Annotated in this window: 15 protein-coding genes and 3 pseudogenes; 9 read left to right on the top strand and 9 right to left on the bottom strand. The window is 68.6% G+C overall.

The genetic code is table 11. The features are described from left to right. The first annotated feature begins 367 nt into the window (after window positions 1-367). A complete protein-coding gene (locus tag OG758_RS38650; protein WP_266566843.1) occupies window positions 368-544 on the top strand; it encodes a hypothetical protein in 177 nt (58 codons plus the stop codon). Between the two features lie 48 nt (window positions 545-592). On the opposite strand, the gene OG758_RS38645 is transcribed toward OG758_RS38650, so the two are convergent. Further along, a complete protein-coding gene (locus tag OG758_RS38645) occupies window positions 593-1,231 on the bottom strand; it encodes a hypothetical protein (RefSeq protein WP_326714115.1) in 639 nt (212 codons plus the stop codon). Between the two features lie 87 nt (window positions 1,232-1,318). Between OG758_RS38645 and OG758_RS38640 the strand changes: the two genes are divergently transcribed. Together OG758_RS38640 and lnt are read left to right on the top strand one after the other, a co-directional pair. Continuing rightward, window positions 1,319-1,831 carry a nuclear transport factor 2 family protein gene (locus tag OG758_RS38640; protein ID WP_326714114.1) on the top strand — a complete coding sequence of 171 codons (513 nt, stop codon included), beginning with the start codon at window positions 1,319-1,321 and terminating at the stop codon, window positions 1,829-1,831. A gap of 93 nt (window positions 1,832-1,924) precedes the next feature. After that, window positions 1,925-3,610, top strand: a complete 1,686-nt coding sequence (gene lnt / locus OG758_RS38635) for an apolipoprotein N-acyltransferase (protein ID WP_326714113.1) — start codon at window positions 1,925-1,927, stop codon at window positions 3,608-3,610. Here the strand turns inward: lnt and OG758_RS38630 are convergent. Together OG758_RS38630 and OG758_RS38625 are read right to left on the bottom strand one after the other, a co-directional pair. Beyond that, window positions 3,534-4,439, bottom strand: a complete 906-nt coding sequence (locus OG758_RS38630) for a Gfo/Idh/MocA family protein (protein WP_326716174.1) — start codon at window positions 4,437-4,439, stop codon at window positions 3,534-3,536. The two genes, lnt and OG758_RS38630, sit on opposite strands and share 77 nt — an antisense overlap. Before the next feature lie 326 nt (window positions 4,440-4,765). After that, the gene (locus OG758_RS38625) at window positions 4,766-4,888 is read right to left on the bottom strand and encodes a hypothetical protein (protein ID WP_326714112.1); all 123 of its coding nucleotides are present in this window, start codon (window positions 4,886-4,888) and stop codon (window positions 4,766-4,768) included. On the opposite strand from OG758_RS38625, the pseudogene OG758_RS49160 reads away from it, so the two are divergent. The 5 genes and pseudogenes from OG758_RS49160 to OG758_RS38605 form a co-directional block, all read left to right on the top strand. Then, a pseudogene (locus OG758_RS49160) lies at window positions 4,881-4,997 on the top strand (RHS repeat-associated core domain-containing protein); the annotation flags it as partial. The gene OG758_RS38625 and the pseudogene OG758_RS49160 sit on opposite strands and share 8 nt — an antisense overlap. A 109-nt stretch (window positions 4,998-5,106) precedes the next feature. Further along, window positions 5,107-5,352, top strand: a complete 246-nt coding sequence (locus OG758_RS38620; RefSeq protein WP_326714111.1) for a hypothetical protein — start codon at window positions 5,107-5,109, stop codon at window positions 5,350-5,352. Between the two features lie 79 nt (window positions 5,353-5,431). Beyond that, window positions 5,432-6,179 (top strand): annotated as a pseudogene (locus OG758_RS38615) (transposase). A gap of 489 nt (window positions 6,180-6,668) precedes the next feature. Beyond that, window positions 6,669-7,700, top strand: coding sequence for a 7-epi-alpha-eudesmol synthase (locus OG758_RS38610; protein ID WP_326714110.1), 1,032 nt, complete (start codon window positions 6,669-6,671; stop codon window positions 7,698-7,700). 93 nt (window positions 7,701-7,793) lie between these two features. After that, window positions 7,794-8,147, top strand: a complete 354-nt coding sequence (locus OG758_RS38605) for a hypothetical protein (protein ID WP_326714109.1) — start codon at window positions 7,794-7,796, stop codon at window positions 8,145-8,147. A gap of 169 nt (window positions 8,148-8,316) precedes the next feature. Here the strand turns inward: OG758_RS38605 and OG758_RS38600 are convergent, their stop codons facing one another. From OG758_RS38600 to OG758_RS38580, 5 genes are read right to left on the bottom strand one after another with little or no spacing between them, the layout of a single operon-like run. Then, window positions 8,317-9,573 carry a cytochrome P450 gene (locus OG758_RS38600; protein ID WP_326714108.1) on the bottom strand — a complete coding sequence of 419 codons (1,257 nt, stop codon included), beginning with the start codon at window positions 9,571-9,573 and terminating at the stop codon, window positions 8,317-8,319. Beyond that, on the bottom strand, window positions 9,554-10,177 hold the full coding sequence (locus OG758_RS38595) for a GTP-binding protein (RefSeq protein ID WP_326714107.1): 624 nt from the start codon (window positions 10,175-10,177) through the stop codon (window positions 9,554-9,556). The genes OG758_RS38600 and OG758_RS38595 overlap by 20 nt, the downstream gene beginning before the upstream one ends. Beyond that, window positions 10,158-10,529: a DUF742 domain-containing protein gene (locus OG758_RS38590; RefSeq protein WP_326714106.1), complete on the bottom strand. Its 372-nt coding sequence runs from the start codon at window positions 10,527-10,529 to the stop codon at window positions 10,158-10,160. Before OG758_RS38590 ends, OG758_RS38595 begins: the two co-directional genes overlap by 20 nt. Continuing rightward, window positions 10,526-10,942, bottom strand: coding sequence for a roadblock/LC7 domain-containing protein (locus OG758_RS38585; RefSeq protein WP_326714105.1), 417 nt, complete (start codon window positions 10,940-10,942; stop codon window positions 10,526-10,528). The genes OG758_RS38590 and OG758_RS38585 overlap by 4 nt, the downstream gene beginning before the upstream one ends. Then, window positions 10,939-12,660: a sensor histidine kinase gene (locus tag OG758_RS38580; RefSeq protein WP_326714104.1), complete on the bottom strand. Its 1,722-nt coding sequence runs from the start codon at window positions 12,658-12,660 to the stop codon at window positions 10,939-10,941. The genes OG758_RS38585 and OG758_RS38580 overlap by 4 nt, the downstream gene beginning before the upstream one ends. 188 nt (window positions 12,661-12,848) lie before the next feature. Here OG758_RS38580 and OG758_RS38575 point away from each other — a divergent pair. Next, a pseudogene (locus OG758_RS38575) lies at window positions 12,849-13,394 on the top strand (peptide deformylase). A 556-nt stretch (window positions 13,395-13,950) separates the two neighbouring features. Here the strand turns inward: OG758_RS38575 and OG758_RS38570 are convergent. Then, on the bottom strand, window positions 13,951-14,100 hold the full coding sequence (locus OG758_RS38570; protein ID WP_326714103.1) for a hypothetical protein: 150 nt from the start codon (window positions 14,098-14,100) through the stop codon (window positions 13,951-13,953). Window positions 14,101-14,205: the final 105 nt, after the last annotated feature.

The raw sequence follows: 14,205 nt of genomic DNA, 5'->3' as shown, positions 1-14,205 counted from the left end.
GAGCCGCGGACCTGCGCACCGGGAGGTGCGTGAAGTGTGTTGCCCAGAGATCAGAATCGGTGCAGGTACAAGGTGCTCTGCCAACTGAGCTACGCCGACCCGAAGCCGACGACGGGACTCGAACCCGCGACCACCCCATTAACAGTGGAAGTAACCCGCTCCTTCGCACCTGGGCATGCTGCAACTGTAGTGACGGGACGCGACGCTGCCACCTGGTTTTTCACCGCCCGGTCCGAGCACGATCCGCCCCTCCCCGACGGCCGTTGCCAGGGACTGGCAGCCAACTGATCGATGTTTAGGATCACTTGGCGAATATGTTCCGTCGCTTAGGGTTCCCAGTGGGCGGCACGCACCCTAGCCTTACCGCATGCCGCTTGAGTGTTCGGGTTCCGCGCGGTCTGCCGAGGAAGTGAACGAGCAGATCCGCGGGTTGTGGTTGCGCGCGGGTGGCCGTCTCTCCACCGAGCAGCGCGCACAGTACGCGCTGCTCGTCACCGAATGGGCGATCGCGGTCCGTACGGAGGTCGTCCAGGCTGCGGCCTGACGCTCCGTCGATTCTCTGTCGTACCCGGCCCGGTCGGCTTGCCGGCCGTCAGCGGACTTCGGCGTTCCAGCGCCAGGCCGTGAGCCGCTCCCTGCCGGGCAGCTCGCCTCGCCCCGTCGCCCACAGCAACGTACGCCAGGGGTCGTCACCCTGCGGCGCGTCGGGGAACAGCCGGGCGAGAGCCCGGGTGCAGAGGACGCCGGGCGGGGTCCAGTCGAGGCCGAGGCCTTCGGCGATGTCCTGCGTGTGGACGAGGGTCTCCACGACGCCCATGGCGCCGAAGCCCACGGGATCCGAGAGGCCGAACACATGGTGGGCGCGGGTCTCGGGCGCGGCCGTCCGCACCATCGCGATCAGCAGGGCGCCGCTCGCGTCGAGCACCTGGAGCAGTCCCGCCGGGCCCGCGTCGCGGTTCGCGAAGATGACGTTCGCGGGGCCGTCCGGCCTGCGGCGCGTCCAGTCGAACGGCACTTCGGTGTCCAACGGCGGCTTCGACGGCCCGAGTTGGGCCGCGTACGCGAACAGGTCGTCGGCCAGATGCTCGGCCGTCTCCCAGCAGTCCCACTCCAGCGAACCGGCCTTGACGCCCCAGTCGGCACCCAGCGCCCCGCCGAAGGTGTCCACCGCGAGCCGCACGGAGTGCGCGAGGTCGTCGGCGGCGGTCTGTGAGGTGCTCTCTCGGGACATGCCGAGAAGGTACCAATGATCACTGCCGCGGGCCTCTCCCCCGTCGCGCCCCTTGGATCTGCGGTTCCGGTGCCCAAGACTGGCTCAATGACACAGCGCGTAGAACTCGCCACCGTGATGGACCGACTCGCCATCGAGGAGCTGATCACCGACTACGCGGTGTCCGTGGACGACGGGGACTGGACGGCGTACCGCGGACTCTTCAGTCCGGACGGGCGCGCCGACTACCGGCGGGCCGGCGGCATCGAGGGCAGCGCGGCCGAGATCACCGAGTGGCTGACCCGGACGATGGAGCTGTTCCCGATGCGCCAGCACCTGATCGTCAACCGGCGCCTGCGCTTCGGCCGCCTCGACAACGACACCGGCGACACGGCCGACGTGCAGGCCGACTACATCAACCCGATGCGGCTCGCCGGCGACGGCGCGGGCAGCCCCTCCGACGCGCTCTCCCATACGCCCTCCGGAGCGCCCGACTTCGTGTGCGGCGGCCGCTACGCCTTCGGCCTGGTGCGGACGCACTCCGGCTGGCGGCTGCGCGGGGTGACGGTGCACGAGAAGTGGCGCCGCACCGAGGGCGCCGCGGCGGCCACCACGCCCTGACGCGGGCGCCCCCCGATGCCCACTGTCAAAGATCGTCCCGGGCGCGCACACTGAAAGCACGTACCGGGCGTCGGACGACGAGGGAGGCGGCGCATGGACGGGTCGGGCGGGAACGGTCGGCCGCGCTCGTCGAGTACGACGCAGTCATGGCCGGCGTCGGCGGCGTGGGCGGCGCCCGCCGCGTCGTGGCAGGGCATCGCTCCCCGCCTCGCGGCGTCCCCCTGGTGGCGTGGCGTCGCCGCCGTGTGCGCGGGCGCGCTGCCCGCGCTCGCGTTCCCGGCGCTGTCGCTGTGGTGGCTGGCCTACATCGCTCTGGTGCCATGGATGCTCCTGGCCCGCTCCGCCGCCACACCGCGCCGCGCGACCCTCGACGGCTGGCTCGGCGGGCTCGGGTTCATGCTGGCGGTGCACCAGTGGCTGCTGCCGAGTCTGCAGGTGTTCACGGTGGTGATCGCGGCGCTGCTCGGCGCGCTGTGGGCTCCCTGGGGCCGGCTCGTGCGGCGGCTGCTCGGCGGCACGCCTACGCGCGGGCAGGCGGCCGTCGCCCTGGTGGCGGTGCCTTCGGCATGGCTGATGGTCGAACTGGTTAGGTCCTGGCAGGGGCTGGGCGGCCCGTGGGGGCTCATCGGGTCGAGCCAGTGGCAGGTGCAGCCCGCCCTGCGCGTCGCGTCGGTAGGCGGGGTGTGGCTGGTCAGCCTGCTCGTCGTGGCGGTCAACACCGCCGTCACGGTCCTTCTCGTGACGCGCAGCGCCCGTACGCCGGCGGTGGCTGGGCTTCTGGTGACGGCCACGGTGACGACGGCCTCCTGGGCCTGGGCCCCGCGCCCCGAGCCGGATGGCCAGGTCAGGGTCGCCGTCGTGCAGCCAGGCCCGATAGGCGGCGCCGACAGCAGCGAGAAGCGCTTCGACCGGGAGGAGGTGCTGACGCGCGGCCTGGCCGGGCAGGGCGTCGACCTGGTGGTCTGGGGCGAGAGCAGCGTCGGCTTCGACTTCTCGCAGCGGCCGGACCTCGCGCGCCGGATCGCGGCGCTCTCGCGCGAGGTGGGCGCGGACGTCCTGGTGAACGTGGACGCGCGGCGCGTCTCCCCCGGCGGCTCCCCCGGCATCTTCAAGAGTTCGGTCCTGGTGGGCCCGAACGGTCTCACGGGGCAGCGCTACGACAAGATGCGGCTTGTCCCCTTCGGGGAGTACATCCCGGCGCGTCCGCTGCTCGGCTGGGCCACGTCGGTGGGCAAGGCGGCGGGCGAGGACCGGGTGAGAGGGACCCGGCAGGTCGTGATGGACGCGCGGTCCGCGCGGGACAGCCATCTGCGGATCGGCCCGCTCGTGTGCTTCGAGTCGGCGTTCCCCGACATGACACGGCACCTCACGCGCGACGGTGCGCAGGTGCTGCTCGCGCAGTCCTCGACGTCCACGTTCCAGCACAGCTGGGCGCCCGAGCAGCACGCGTCGCTCGCGGCCTTGCGCGCCGCGGAGACGGGCCGTCCGATGGTGCACGCGACGCTGACCGGGGTGTCGGCCGTGTACGGCCCGGACGGCTCACGCGTCGGTCCCTGGCTGGGCACGTCGGCGAGCGCGGCCCGGGTCTACGAGGTGCCGACGGCGCACGGCACGACGCTGTACGTGCGATTCGGCGACTGGCCCGTGCACGCGGCCGTCACCGTGCTCGTTCTGCTGGGCGCGGCGGAGGCCGTCCGCCTGTTCAGGCGGCGAACCGCTGCACCTCACGTACGACCTGCTCGCACAGCACATGCGTCTCCAGCGCGTCCTTGGCGCTGAGGACCTTCCCCGCGCGCACGCCGTCGAGGAAACCGAGCACCACCTGCTCGATGCCGCGCTGGCGGGCCACCGGAACCCAGTCGCCGCGGCGGCGCACCGTCGGCTGGCCCTTGTGGTCGATGACTTCGGCGAGGTTGACGACCTGCCGCTTGGTGTCCTGCCCGGAGACCTCGAGAATCTCCTCGGTCGAGCCGCTGAGCCGGTTCATGACTCCGATCGCCGTGAACCCGTCCCCGGCGAGCTGGAGCACCACGTGGTGCAGCAGGCCGTCCTCGACCCGGGCGCGCACCGACACGTCGTCGATCGGACCGGGCACGAGGTAGCGCAGGGTGTCGACGACGTGGATGAAGTCGTCGAGGACGAGCGTGCGCGGCTCCTCGGGCAGCCCGATCCGGTTCTTCTGCATCAGGATCAGCTCGCGGGGGTGCTCGGCGCACTGCGTGTAGCCGGGCGCGTGACGGCGGTTGAAGCCCACCGTCAGGCTGACCCCGCGCTCCTCGGCGAGCCGCACGAGGCGCTGCGATTCGGCGAGTTCGTAGGCGAGCGGCTTGTCGACATAGGTGGCGACGCCCGCTTCGAGCAACCGCGTCACGATCTCGGGGTGGACGGCGGTCGGCGCGTGCACGAAGGCCGCGTCGAGCCCCTGCGCGAGCAGCGCGTCCAGGTCGGTGTGCCGGTGTTCGGCGGGGATGTGGTGCGTGTCCCCGACCCGCCGGAGCGTCGCGGGTGTGCGGGTCTGCAGGTGCAGCTCGACCCCCGACAAGGTGGTGAGCACCGGTAGATACGCCTTCTGCGCGATGTCTCCGAGTCCGATGCAGCCGACCTTCAGACCACGGTTTTCGCTGGTAGACACCGCTTTGACCTCACCATTCGCATCGCCAGTAGGGCTCTAGTCAGTCGTGATTGCGCTCTGGTTACCCACTTCGGTTCCCACTTGTTTCCCACCCGAGCAACCATGACTTCTCGCGAAACTCTCCCATGCGCGCGCGGGGGCTTGTAAACACACAGAACCGGAGCCGGACCCCTGTGCGCCCTTGGAGGCGATGAGGGGCCCGGCTCCGGCTTCCTTGCTCAACGAGCGGATCACTTTCGTGCCCGGTGTGAGGTGCAGGCCCGCCCGCCGCTACCGTCTTACCCTTGCGGCGGGCGGGGGTCTCAGGCCCGCGCCTTGGGCGGACAAATCTTGTGCAGCTGGAGGGTCGAGCCGGCCGCCGAGGCGGAGTGGACCACGATCTCCTCGTAGTCCTCGCCCGGCTTGATGCCCTGCTGTCCCGGCACCCGCGGCTACGTCGGCGGCACCACCGACCCGACCGGCCTCACTCATCTCGGCGCCCGCGAATACGATCCGAACCTGGGCAGCTTCATCTCTGTCGACCCGGTCATCGATCTAAGGCCTGCCTGAAGTTGTGATCAAGGACTGAGATTCCTCTTTCGGTGATCGTTGGGCGGTGTTCTGTGCGTCGCTCTGGATCCCGCTGACCCGGCAAGATGCCCTCATGGAAATTGGTTTCCCATGGGGATCCACGCCAACCGTCGATCTCCGCCTGTGGCGCTCCGATGCCATCGTGCTGTTCGACTGGCTGATGAGCACCGACCTGAACGCCGTACCGATCACGCATCCGGCTCAGAAGCAGGCTCTCGCAGACCTGCTGGCGCGCTTGGAGGAGGTGGACGTTATCGAGCCCACCGAGGAAGAGATCGCCGCGGCCCAGGAAGAGGTGGCCAAGGACATGGGCTGGTAGGAGAGCACATGGCGAGCGAACTCGATGGCACGGAAGCAAAGTTGGCCGCCACAGGGCATTCGGCTGGTAGACGTCTGGGATGGCGCGTAGGGAACTCACGGACGATGAGTGGGAGTTGATCGAGCCGTTCCTGCCGATAGGCAGGTCCGGCCCGCATCCGGAGCATCTGCGGGACCAGTTCGAGGGCGTGATCTGGAAGTTCCGCTCGGGTGCCCAGTGGCGGGAGATGCCGCCGGAGTTCGGGGTCTGGCAGACCGTCTACAACCGCTTCGTCCGGTGGCGTGACGCGGATGTCTTCGAGGTGCTGATGGACGGGATGATCGCCGAGGCGGCCCGGCGAGGGCAGACGGACTTGTCCCTGGTCAGCGTGGACTCCACGGTCGCCCACGCCCATCACGATGCCGCGGGCATGCGGGTCGACGAGGAGGTCCTGTCGTCCCCGGAGAAGGCCGCCGAGGCGTCAAAGGGGGCCGCGGAAAGGAACGAAAGCCGCAGGTCGAAGGCGAACAGGACACGTCCGACGCGGATCGGGAGGAACGGCGGCACATCCGGCGGCGACGCCGGGCCCGCCGGAAGGCGGCCCGGCTGGGCCGCTCGCGTGGAGGTCTGACCACCAAGGTCCACCTCGCTTCCGATCCGCGCTGCCGCCCGCTCGACCCGTCTCCCACGATGCCGAGCTCTACAAAGACCGCAACACAGTCGAACGCCTGATCAACAAACTGAAGGCATGGCGCGGCATCGCGACCCGCTGCGACAAGACACCCCAGAGCTACCTCGCCGGCCTCCAGCTGCGAGGCACGGTGATCTGGATGCGCAGCCTCCAGTGATCACGACTTCAGACAGGCCCTAGCCCCGCTGCGGGATTGTGGGGCGCCGGCTTGCTGTCCTACCGGACTAGTCAGTCCGGCCGCCCCGCCGCCCTGTCACCGTCCGGGGATCTCACCGCGCATGAAGCGCTGCTGGTGGTGCTGGAAGCCTAGACGCCCCTCTAGCGGCGCCAACCCGGCGGCCTCGCACGCATGCCAGATCACCTCGACCATGATCCCTGCCGCGGCCGCGGTTACGCGTGGCGGGTCGGCGTGCCACCAGATGTCAGCCCTTGGCTCTACCTGCGGTGAAACGCGTTGCGGCGATTCACACCTGCATCACGCGTTGCAGACGTCACACCATAGATCGTTTAGGCTCTGGGCAGTCTCGAAGCGCACTTGAGTCGTCAACTATCGACTCAGGCAGACCAGTTCGAGTCAGCAGGCGACGACAACGATCGCCTGTTCGCAGGGGCGGGGGCCTGTGATTTGTCTCAAGAGAGGACGCGAATGCCACAGGACGTCAGGTTCGAGCTCCCCTTCAAGACTCCGGTCAGCGAGCACTTGGAGTTCGCCCGAGAGCGGCATCTGCGCTGGGTGTGGGACATGGGGCTGGTACGCAGCCAGGCGGGATTCGAGGAGTACCAGTCCTGGGACCTCCCCCAGGCTGCTGCGCGCACCTACCCGTACGCCTCGCCGGACGACATGGTCGTCCTGATGAACTGGTTCTCGCTGGCCTTCCTGTTCGACGACCAGTTTGACGCCGGAAGGCCGGATCGCGCAGATCGCATAGCGGAGGTCGCGCGTGAACTGATCGCGACTCCTCTGCGCCCCACTGGGACTGCTCCTCGTGTGGTGTGCCCTATCACCGTCGCCTGGGCCGAGGTCTGGTCCCGGCTCTCGGATGGCATGTCCCTGACCTGGCGGACACGTTTTGCCGCTTCCTGGGGGCGCTTCCTGGTGGCACACACTGAGGAGGTCGACCTGGCAGCCCGCGGTCTGGCGGGCAAACTCGGCCTCGAGGAGTACGCGGAGTTCCGGCGCCGCACGGTGGGCATCCACCACAGCATCGACGCCGGGGAGCGCAGCCGTGGCTTCGAAGTGCCGCCGCAGGTCCAGGCCCATCCGCTCATGGTGCGGATGCGCGATCTCGCCGCGGACACCATCGGATTCATGAACGACATCCACTCCTTCGAACGCGAGCGGCGACGAGGAGACGGTCACAACCTGATAGCCGTGCTGCACCGCGAACGCGACTACAGCTGGGAGGAGGCCGCCGCGGAGGCGTACCGGATGACCACCGACTGCCTGGACGCGTACCTCGAACTCGAGGGCCGTGTCCCGCAGATGTGTGACGAACTCGCTCTCACGACCGAGCAGCGCGAACACGTGCAGATGGGCGTGGAAGCCATCCAGCACTGGATCAACGGCAACTACGAGTGGGCCCTCATCTCAGGCCGCTACACCGCCTCGAAGGAAGGGCCGGCCGCCCTTGCCGAGCTGTCGGGCAAGGGATCGCTGGACGATCTCCTCGCGGTGTGACACACCGCTTCTGCCCGGCTGGGGGATCCCACCGGGCAGAAGCGCTGCGCCGAGCACGGTGACCGTCGCCGCCCCGGTGACAACATCTCGGGCATGGATGAGATCACCGGAGTTCTGAGGCGGGAGTTCGGCGCAGCGGAGGGGAGCTTCCTGCTACGGCTCCGTGGTGATCTGGAGTGGGATCGGGCTGCCTTCACCTGCTTGGAACGGGCGATGCGAGCCGTATGCGAGCGGTCCCAGTCCGACGAGAAGCTCGATCGCTGGGTCGCTGAGGGGTTCTACGAGGTCGCGACCTGGGTTCCGTTGTGGACATCACGCCCGAATTTCCCAAGACCGACGCCCGATGCCTACTTCGAGGACTGCATCGAGCGAATCGGGGATCTCGCCAACTGGTTCTTCCGGGGCCGGCACGACTACTGCGAGGGACATGCCTGGACTGACCTGTGAAGACTTCCGGGAACTTGGTGAGGCTCCATCGTCGCGGTCGCGTTCGATGGCTGCGAGCGGGTCTTACAGCCGGTAGCTGGGGCCGTTGATGGAGATCACGTCGCGCTGGGGCACGTTCACTTGTACGCCGACAAGCGGGGAGCCACGTGCGTCCGTGGCTCCCCGGCGCTCACGCCCCGGTGGTCTGCGCCGCGAACTTCACAGGTAGGGCATCGAGTCGTGCCTCCCAGGTGGAGGCCGTCGAGGTGAGTTCATCGGTCGGCACCGTCAGCTCCAGGCCCGGCAGCCGGTGCAGGAGGACGTCGACGGCGGTCTCGATGATGGCTTGGCCGATGTCCTGGCCGGGGCACTCGTGTGCGCCGCCGCTGAACGCCAGGTGCGACTGGTTGCCCTGGAGTGAGACACCGGCGTCGGGCCGGATCTCGGGGTCGAGATTTCCCGCGGTGAGCCCGAGCACCAGGAGGTCGCCCTCCTTGAGGTGTTGGCCGCCGAGTTCCAGGTCGGTGGTGGCGAAGCGTCCTGGTAGAACGGCCAGTGGCGGCGTGTTCCACATGACCTCCTCGACGACCGTGGAGACGCTGAGCTGTCCGCTCACGAGGCCGGAGAGACGGGAGGCTTCGGTGAGGATGAGCTGGAGCACCCGGGCCAGCAAGTTGCTGGTGGTGGTGTGGGCGGTGATCAGTACCAGGCGCAGGTGGCTGAGGATCTCGTCCTCGTCGAGGTTCGCGTGGTGCCCGAGGAGCCCTGTCGTGAAGTCGGCGCCGGGCTCGTCACGCTTGCGCGACGCGAGGTCCGCGAGGATCTCCATGATGCGGTCGTTGTGGGCGAGGGCGTCTTCGCCCTTGATGAGTTTGGCGCAGGAGACGGCGAGGTTGCGTCCCTCGGCCGCGGGGAGCCCGAACAGCCGGGTCAGGACGAGCATGGGCAGGTATTCGGTGTAGTCGCTCACCAGGTCGGCACTGCCGGTTTCGGCGAAGGCGTCGATCTGCTTGTTCGCGAAGTGTGTGACATGGCGTCGGATGCCGCGCCCGGCAACGGTTTGCAGGCCGTCGGTCACCGCACCGCGCAGCCTGCGGTGTGGCTCGCCGTCCTGCGATACGCAGTCGGGGCGCCAGCCGAGCATCGGGATCAGCGGCGAGGTGGCTTCGATCCGGCCGTCGTTCCAGTCTCGCCAGATCCGCGAGTCACGACTGAACTGGCGGGGGTTGTCCAGTACCCGCCGGTTCTCCCGATACCCGAGGACGAGCCAGGCCGGGATGTCGCCGTCCAGAAGGACCGGCGCAACCGTTCCATGCTCCTTGCGCAGGCGTGCGTAGATCCCGTGCGGGTCGAGCGCCGCTTCCGGCCCGTACAGCCGGGTCAGGTCGCCGTCGGCGCCGTGTGCGACAGGGCATCCGATAGGGGTGTCAGGACGCTGGTCGTTCACCGGGACTCCAACTCGCGACGACAGGGCGTTCCTTGATGTGACGTATCAGCGCGATGAGGACGTCACGGCTGGATGCGCGGTCGCGTGCGTCGCATGCCACGACCGGGGTGTGAGGGGAGATGTCGAGGGCTTCGCGGATCTCTTCGACGGGATAGCTCTCGGAGTCGGGGAAGACGTTGAGAGCGATGACGAAGGGGACGTCTTGCCGCTCCATCTCCTCGATGGCGCGGAAGCTGGAGTCCAGCCGCCGGGTGTCCACCAGGACCACTGCGCCGAGGGCACCCTTGAAGAGGCCGTTCCAGAGGAACCAGAACCGCTCCTGGCCGGGCGTGCCGAAGAGGTAGAGGACGAGCTCGTCGTTGATTCCGATCTTGCCGAAGTCCAGGCTGACGGTGGTCTCCGTCTTGTCCGCCACGCCGATCAGGTTGTCGACGCCGGCGCTGGCCTGGGTCAGCGTCGCCTCTGTGGTCAGCGGCTTGATGTCGCTGAGCACGCCCACCATGGTGGTTTTGCCGGTGCCGAAGCCGCCGGCGATCATCACCTTCAGCGAGTCGATGCCCCCGGTCGTCTGCCGGCCGGGGTGGTCAAAGCTTTTGGAGTGCACTCAAAACCTCCTCGAGGAGCGCGTGGTTGGGCCCGCTGCCCGCGCTTGACGCCGGGATGGGGTGACGGGCTTCCACACGGCCTGCGTCCAGCAGATCGGCGAGGAACACCGCGACAATGTGGAAGGGCAGGCCGAGGTGCGCGCCGATCTCGGCTACCGCCAGCGGATCGCGGCAGCGCCGGATGATCTCCTCGTGCTCGTGCTGCATGCCGGGTACGGCCCCGGCGCGGGAGACGATGAGGGTTGCGACATCGAGGCCTGCAGCCGAGCCGCCCGGTCCGCTGCGGCCGCCTGTGAGGACGTAGTAGCGCTCAAGACCGGACGGGTCCATGGGCGGGCGGGGAGAACTCATCCAGAATTCTCGTCCAGGCGCGGAGTTGTGCCCAGGAGCTCACCCATCCTGCGGGCCAAGTCCCTCATCTGGTGGCCGAGAAGACCTTGGTCGAGGCCTTCCTTGGCCAGCACTCCGAGGTAGGTCTCCACGCCGGCCCTCACCACGAAGAGGTGACCTCCGTCGACCTCGATCATCGCGAGCCGCAGCTGACCGTTCTTCGGGAATTTCGCGGCCACCGGCTGGGCGAGTGCCTGCAGACCCGCGACGACGGCCGCGAAACGGTCCACGTCATCAGGATCCTCGGCACCGTAGGACGTGATGGCCTTGCCATCACTCGATGCCACCAGGGCAAATCGGATCTCCGGGATGCTCTCCGTCAGGTCACGGAGCGCCCAACTCACGTCGGTTCCCTGTGTTCCCTGTTGCGTCATGTGGACTCGTCGCTCTCTTCCGTGCGGCCGGACTTGCGCCCGGCAAATTCGCCGCTGCCTGCTGCGTCGTTGTCCGCGGTCGTCTCGCGCGGCAGGTCGCTCTGCCCGCCTGCCGTGGCGAAGGCGGCGAGGCCCGCGAAGGACTCCGGCGACGGCACAGCACCCACGGCTTCATCGGGACGCTCGACGCGCCCGGAGGACCCCTCCGGCGCGTCCGGGCGCGGTCCGGTCCTGTTCCGCTCCGGCGCATCACGCCAGGCCTTGCGCTTGGGCAGGCCGCCGGACGTGAGTTCCTGAGCCTTGGCGTTCTGTGCGGGGGCTACCGGGGCAGATGCGGCGGTCGGCTCTACCGCTGCGCCGCGGGGGACGGGCTCGGTGACGGCAGCGGGAAGGGCGCTGAAGTACTTGCCGGGGACCACGACGACCACCGACGTTCCGAGCCAGGGAGAGTCTGCGAGGGTGACTCGGATGCCGTAGCGGCGCGCCAGGATGCCCACCGTGCGCAGGCCCAGGTTCGCGCCCTCCGAGATGCCGCCGAGGCCGGGGCCCTCTGCGTCGCCCGCGAGGGCCTGTTCCGCTTCGCGCTTCTTCTCCTCGCTCAGGCCCTTGCCCACGTCCTGGATCTCGATGCCGACGCCGTTGGGGACTTCCCTGCCGGAAACGACCACCGGCTCGGACGGCGGCGAGTAGCGGGCCGCGTTGTCCAGAAGGTGGCCGAAGATCGTCGTAAGGTCGTCCACCAGCCCGCCGTCGACACCGAGTTCGGGCAGGGCGCCGACCTTGACGCGGTCGAAGTCGTTGATCTGGCCGATGCCGCCGCGCACGACGCGGAGCAGATTCTGCGGCTCCTGCCACTGCCGTCCGGGACGGACCGAGCCACCGAGCACGCTGATGCTGGTCGCGAGCAATACAGCAGGGCCAAGACGCGCGTCCAAGAACATGAAGGCTTCGCGCAGGGCAGGCAGCCGTCCGTGTTCCGTCTGCAGTTCGTGCAGGCGTCCGCGCAGGCCGCCGATCAGGACCTGGAGGCGGCTGCCGATGCTGACAACAGCGTGCTCAGCTGAGGTCGCGCGGTCGAGCTCTTCCTCCACGCCGATCAGCGCGGTTCGCAGGACCTTGCGCACCTCGGCCCGCATCTCGGGCGTGGCGTCGGGCTCGTCGACCTCGGCCAGGACGTCGTCGATGGCGTCACCGGCCTGCAACCGCTCGAGTGCCTGTGGCAGATGCACGCCGGCGAGGCGCGCGACGACGGCCAGCTGCAAGGCTATCTGCTCCTGCTGGGCCTTGGCTTCAGCGCTCAGCTTCGCTTCATAGGCCTGCGTGGCTTCAGCCAGCTTCGCTTCATGGACCTGGGCGGCTTCAGTCAGCCGGCCCTCCAGGGCGGAGCGCTGGCCTGCGAACTCCTTCTTCATGCCGTCCACGTACTGGTCCCACTGCTGCTGCTGGAGCTGGGCCTGCCGCCACTGCTCGGCCTGTGCAGTGGCAACGTCGGCGGTGGCTCGGCGCAGTTTGGCCTGAGCCCGCAGGAGTATTCGTACGCAGGCGCCACTGGCCACGGTGGCCGCAGCGCCGGCAAATGTGGCGGGTATCTGGACCTGGTCGGGTCCCGCAACGGCGGTGGCGACCGTTCCAGCGCCGAGAGCCAGAGGCATGAGCCACCAGCCGTTCCAGGCAACGGGTGCCCGCGCCGCCTCCGGGGGCGGAGTGGCATGTTCCATCTGGATCCTTCGCAAGCAACACGATCGGACAGGGGGTGTGTGCGCCGCATGCGTCAGGGAACGCAGCGCGAGGCTGCCGAGCGTGTGTCGTCAACTCGCAGCGCCGGAAGGGAGCTTATCGGTTGTCAGATCGAAAGGATCAAGTTCCCTACCCGTACTGACGGGTATTCGGTCATGTTCGGACAGGAATGCTCGCATCGACAAATCCCCTGATTGACAACGCAGTTGTCAGGACGGCGACTCGATCCTGCACCAGACGTTCCGCCAGTTCGACCTGCCGGCCGAAGCCGAGGACGCCCGCCGCGTTCGTCGCCGAACTGGTCTCCGCCGCCGGCCGGGCCGCCACGGTTCACGTGTTCGGCAAGGGCGTGGGGATCGCCGCGCCACAGATCGGCATCGACCCGGCCGCCGCGATCGTCCGCGCCCCCGAAGGGGAGTCGATCGCCTTGTTCAACCCGCGGATCGTCGAGGAGTCCCCCCGACACGGATGAGCAGTACGAGGCTGTCTGTCGTTCTTCGACGTGCACGGCAAGGTCCCTCGCCCGCTCGCCATCTCCGTCGAGCACCAGGACATCAACGGCACCGAACGCACCACCATCTTCGAGCAGGGGCCTGGCTCGACTGGTCGCCCACGAGGTCGACCACCTGCACGACACGCTCTACCGCTCCCGCTCCCGCATGCGCGAGGGCGTCGATCCGATCCCCGTATCGGAGTACGGCGGCACCGGCACTAGCTGGCGGTACGGCAAGCAGGGCTGAAGCGAAAACGACGGACCTGCGCCCCGCATCGCCATCGCCGAGCTGGAGCTCATCTTGCCCGCAGGCATACGGGAGGCCGCCCTTCTTCTGCACAGGAAGGTCATCGCGTTCGACGCCTTCGTTGTCGTCCGGGGATCTGCCGTCCGTCGTCGGCAGCGCTACCTGGGATCGAACCGTGACGCCGCCAGCGCTCGGCAGGCACTGGAATCGCTGCAGCTGGTATGCGCCCATCCCGAAAGAGCGGCGGACCGTGCAACCCATCGCGAGTTGGCTGAGGCCGCGCTCGCAGCTTTGAACGTTCCCTGAGCGGACGCTCGACGGCTGATCCGGGACGCCGAGCAGGGCGCTCCCGGCTGGGCTGACCGCATAGAGCACATCGAGAACATCGCTGATGCACGCGAGGAGCTGATCGCGGCGCGAGCACTACTCATCGCGGACGGCGCGCTCTAAGCCAGGCTGCCCCCGGCCCTTGGGGGGGGCGGAGGAAGGGCCCCGACAGCGCAGCCGGCTGGGGCTCGCGTCTTTCCTGGATCAGTCGCCGGAGCTCTGTTCGTGGCGGTGGGAGCCGCGGGCGACCTCCTGAAGGATCTCGTGCTCGGCGCGGCCGGTATCCCTGGCGACCTTCCGCAGCAGAAGCGCGCAGAGCGCGGCCGTGCCATCCAGCAGGTGCTCGGCGGCCATCGGGTCCTCGCGGCGCCGTTCGTTGACATAGCTGAAAGCATGTCGTTGCCGGAGGCGTAGGCCGTCATGAACTCGATGCCGAGCCTGAGCCGTTCGTAGGCGTTG

Origin of the sequence: Streptomyces sp. NBC_01474, assembly GCF_035918215.1 — a bacterium.
Classification (GTDB): Bacteria; Actinomycetota; Actinomycetes; order Streptomycetales; family Streptomycetaceae; genus Streptomyces; species Streptomyces aureus.
The sequence above is the reverse complement of the archived record's forward strand: the minus strand, read 5'-3'. Positions and strand labels throughout refer to the sequence as shown.

What these genes read in the sequence shown, in the direction of transcription:
- OG758_RS38605 (WP_326714109.1), top strand. Translation starts at nt 7,794, where the DNA reads ATGGATGAGATCACCGGAGTTCTGAGGCGGGAGTTCGGCGCAGCGGAG.
- OG758_RS38610 (WP_326714110.1), top strand. Translation starts at nt 6,669, where the DNA reads ATGCCACAGGACGTCAGGTTCGAGCTCCCCTTCAAGACTCCGGTCAGC.
- OG758_RS38590 (WP_326714106.1), bottom strand. Translation starts at nt 10,529, where the DNA reads ATGAGTTCTCCCCGCCCGCCCATGGACCCGTCCGGTCTTGAGCGCTAC.
- OG758_RS38580 (WP_326714104.1), bottom strand. Translation starts at nt 12,660, where the DNA reads ATGGAACATGCCACTCCGCCCCCGGAGGCGGCGCGGGCACCCGTTGCC.
- OG758_RS38645 (WP_326714115.1), bottom strand. Translation starts at nt 1,231, where the DNA reads ATGTCCCGAGAGAGCACCTCACAGACCGCCGCCGACGACCTCGCGCAC.
- OG758_RS38650 (WP_266566843.1), top strand. Translation starts at nt 368, where the DNA reads ATGCCGCTTGAGTGTTCGGGTTCCGCGCGGTCTGCCGAGGAAGTGAAC.
- OG758_RS38620 (WP_326714111.1), top strand. Translation starts at nt 5,107, where the DNA reads ATGGAAATTGGTTTCCCATGGGGATCCACGCCAACCGTCGATCTCCGC.
- OG758_RS38585 (WP_326714105.1), bottom strand. Translation starts at nt 10,942, where the DNA reads ATGACGCAACAGGGAACACAGGGAACCGACGTGAGTTGGGCGCTCCGT.
- OG758_RS38570 (WP_326714103.1), bottom strand. Translation starts at nt 14,100, where the DNA reads ATGGCCGCCGAGCACCTGCTGGATGGCACGGCCGCGCTCTGCGCGCTT.
- lnt (WP_326714113.1), top strand. Translation starts at nt 1,925, where the DNA reads ATGGACGGGTCGGGCGGGAACGGTCGGCCGCGCTCGTCGAGTACGACG.
- OG758_RS38640 (WP_326714114.1), top strand. Translation starts at nt 1,319, where the DNA reads ATGACACAGCGCGTAGAACTCGCCACCGTGATGGACCGACTCGCCATC.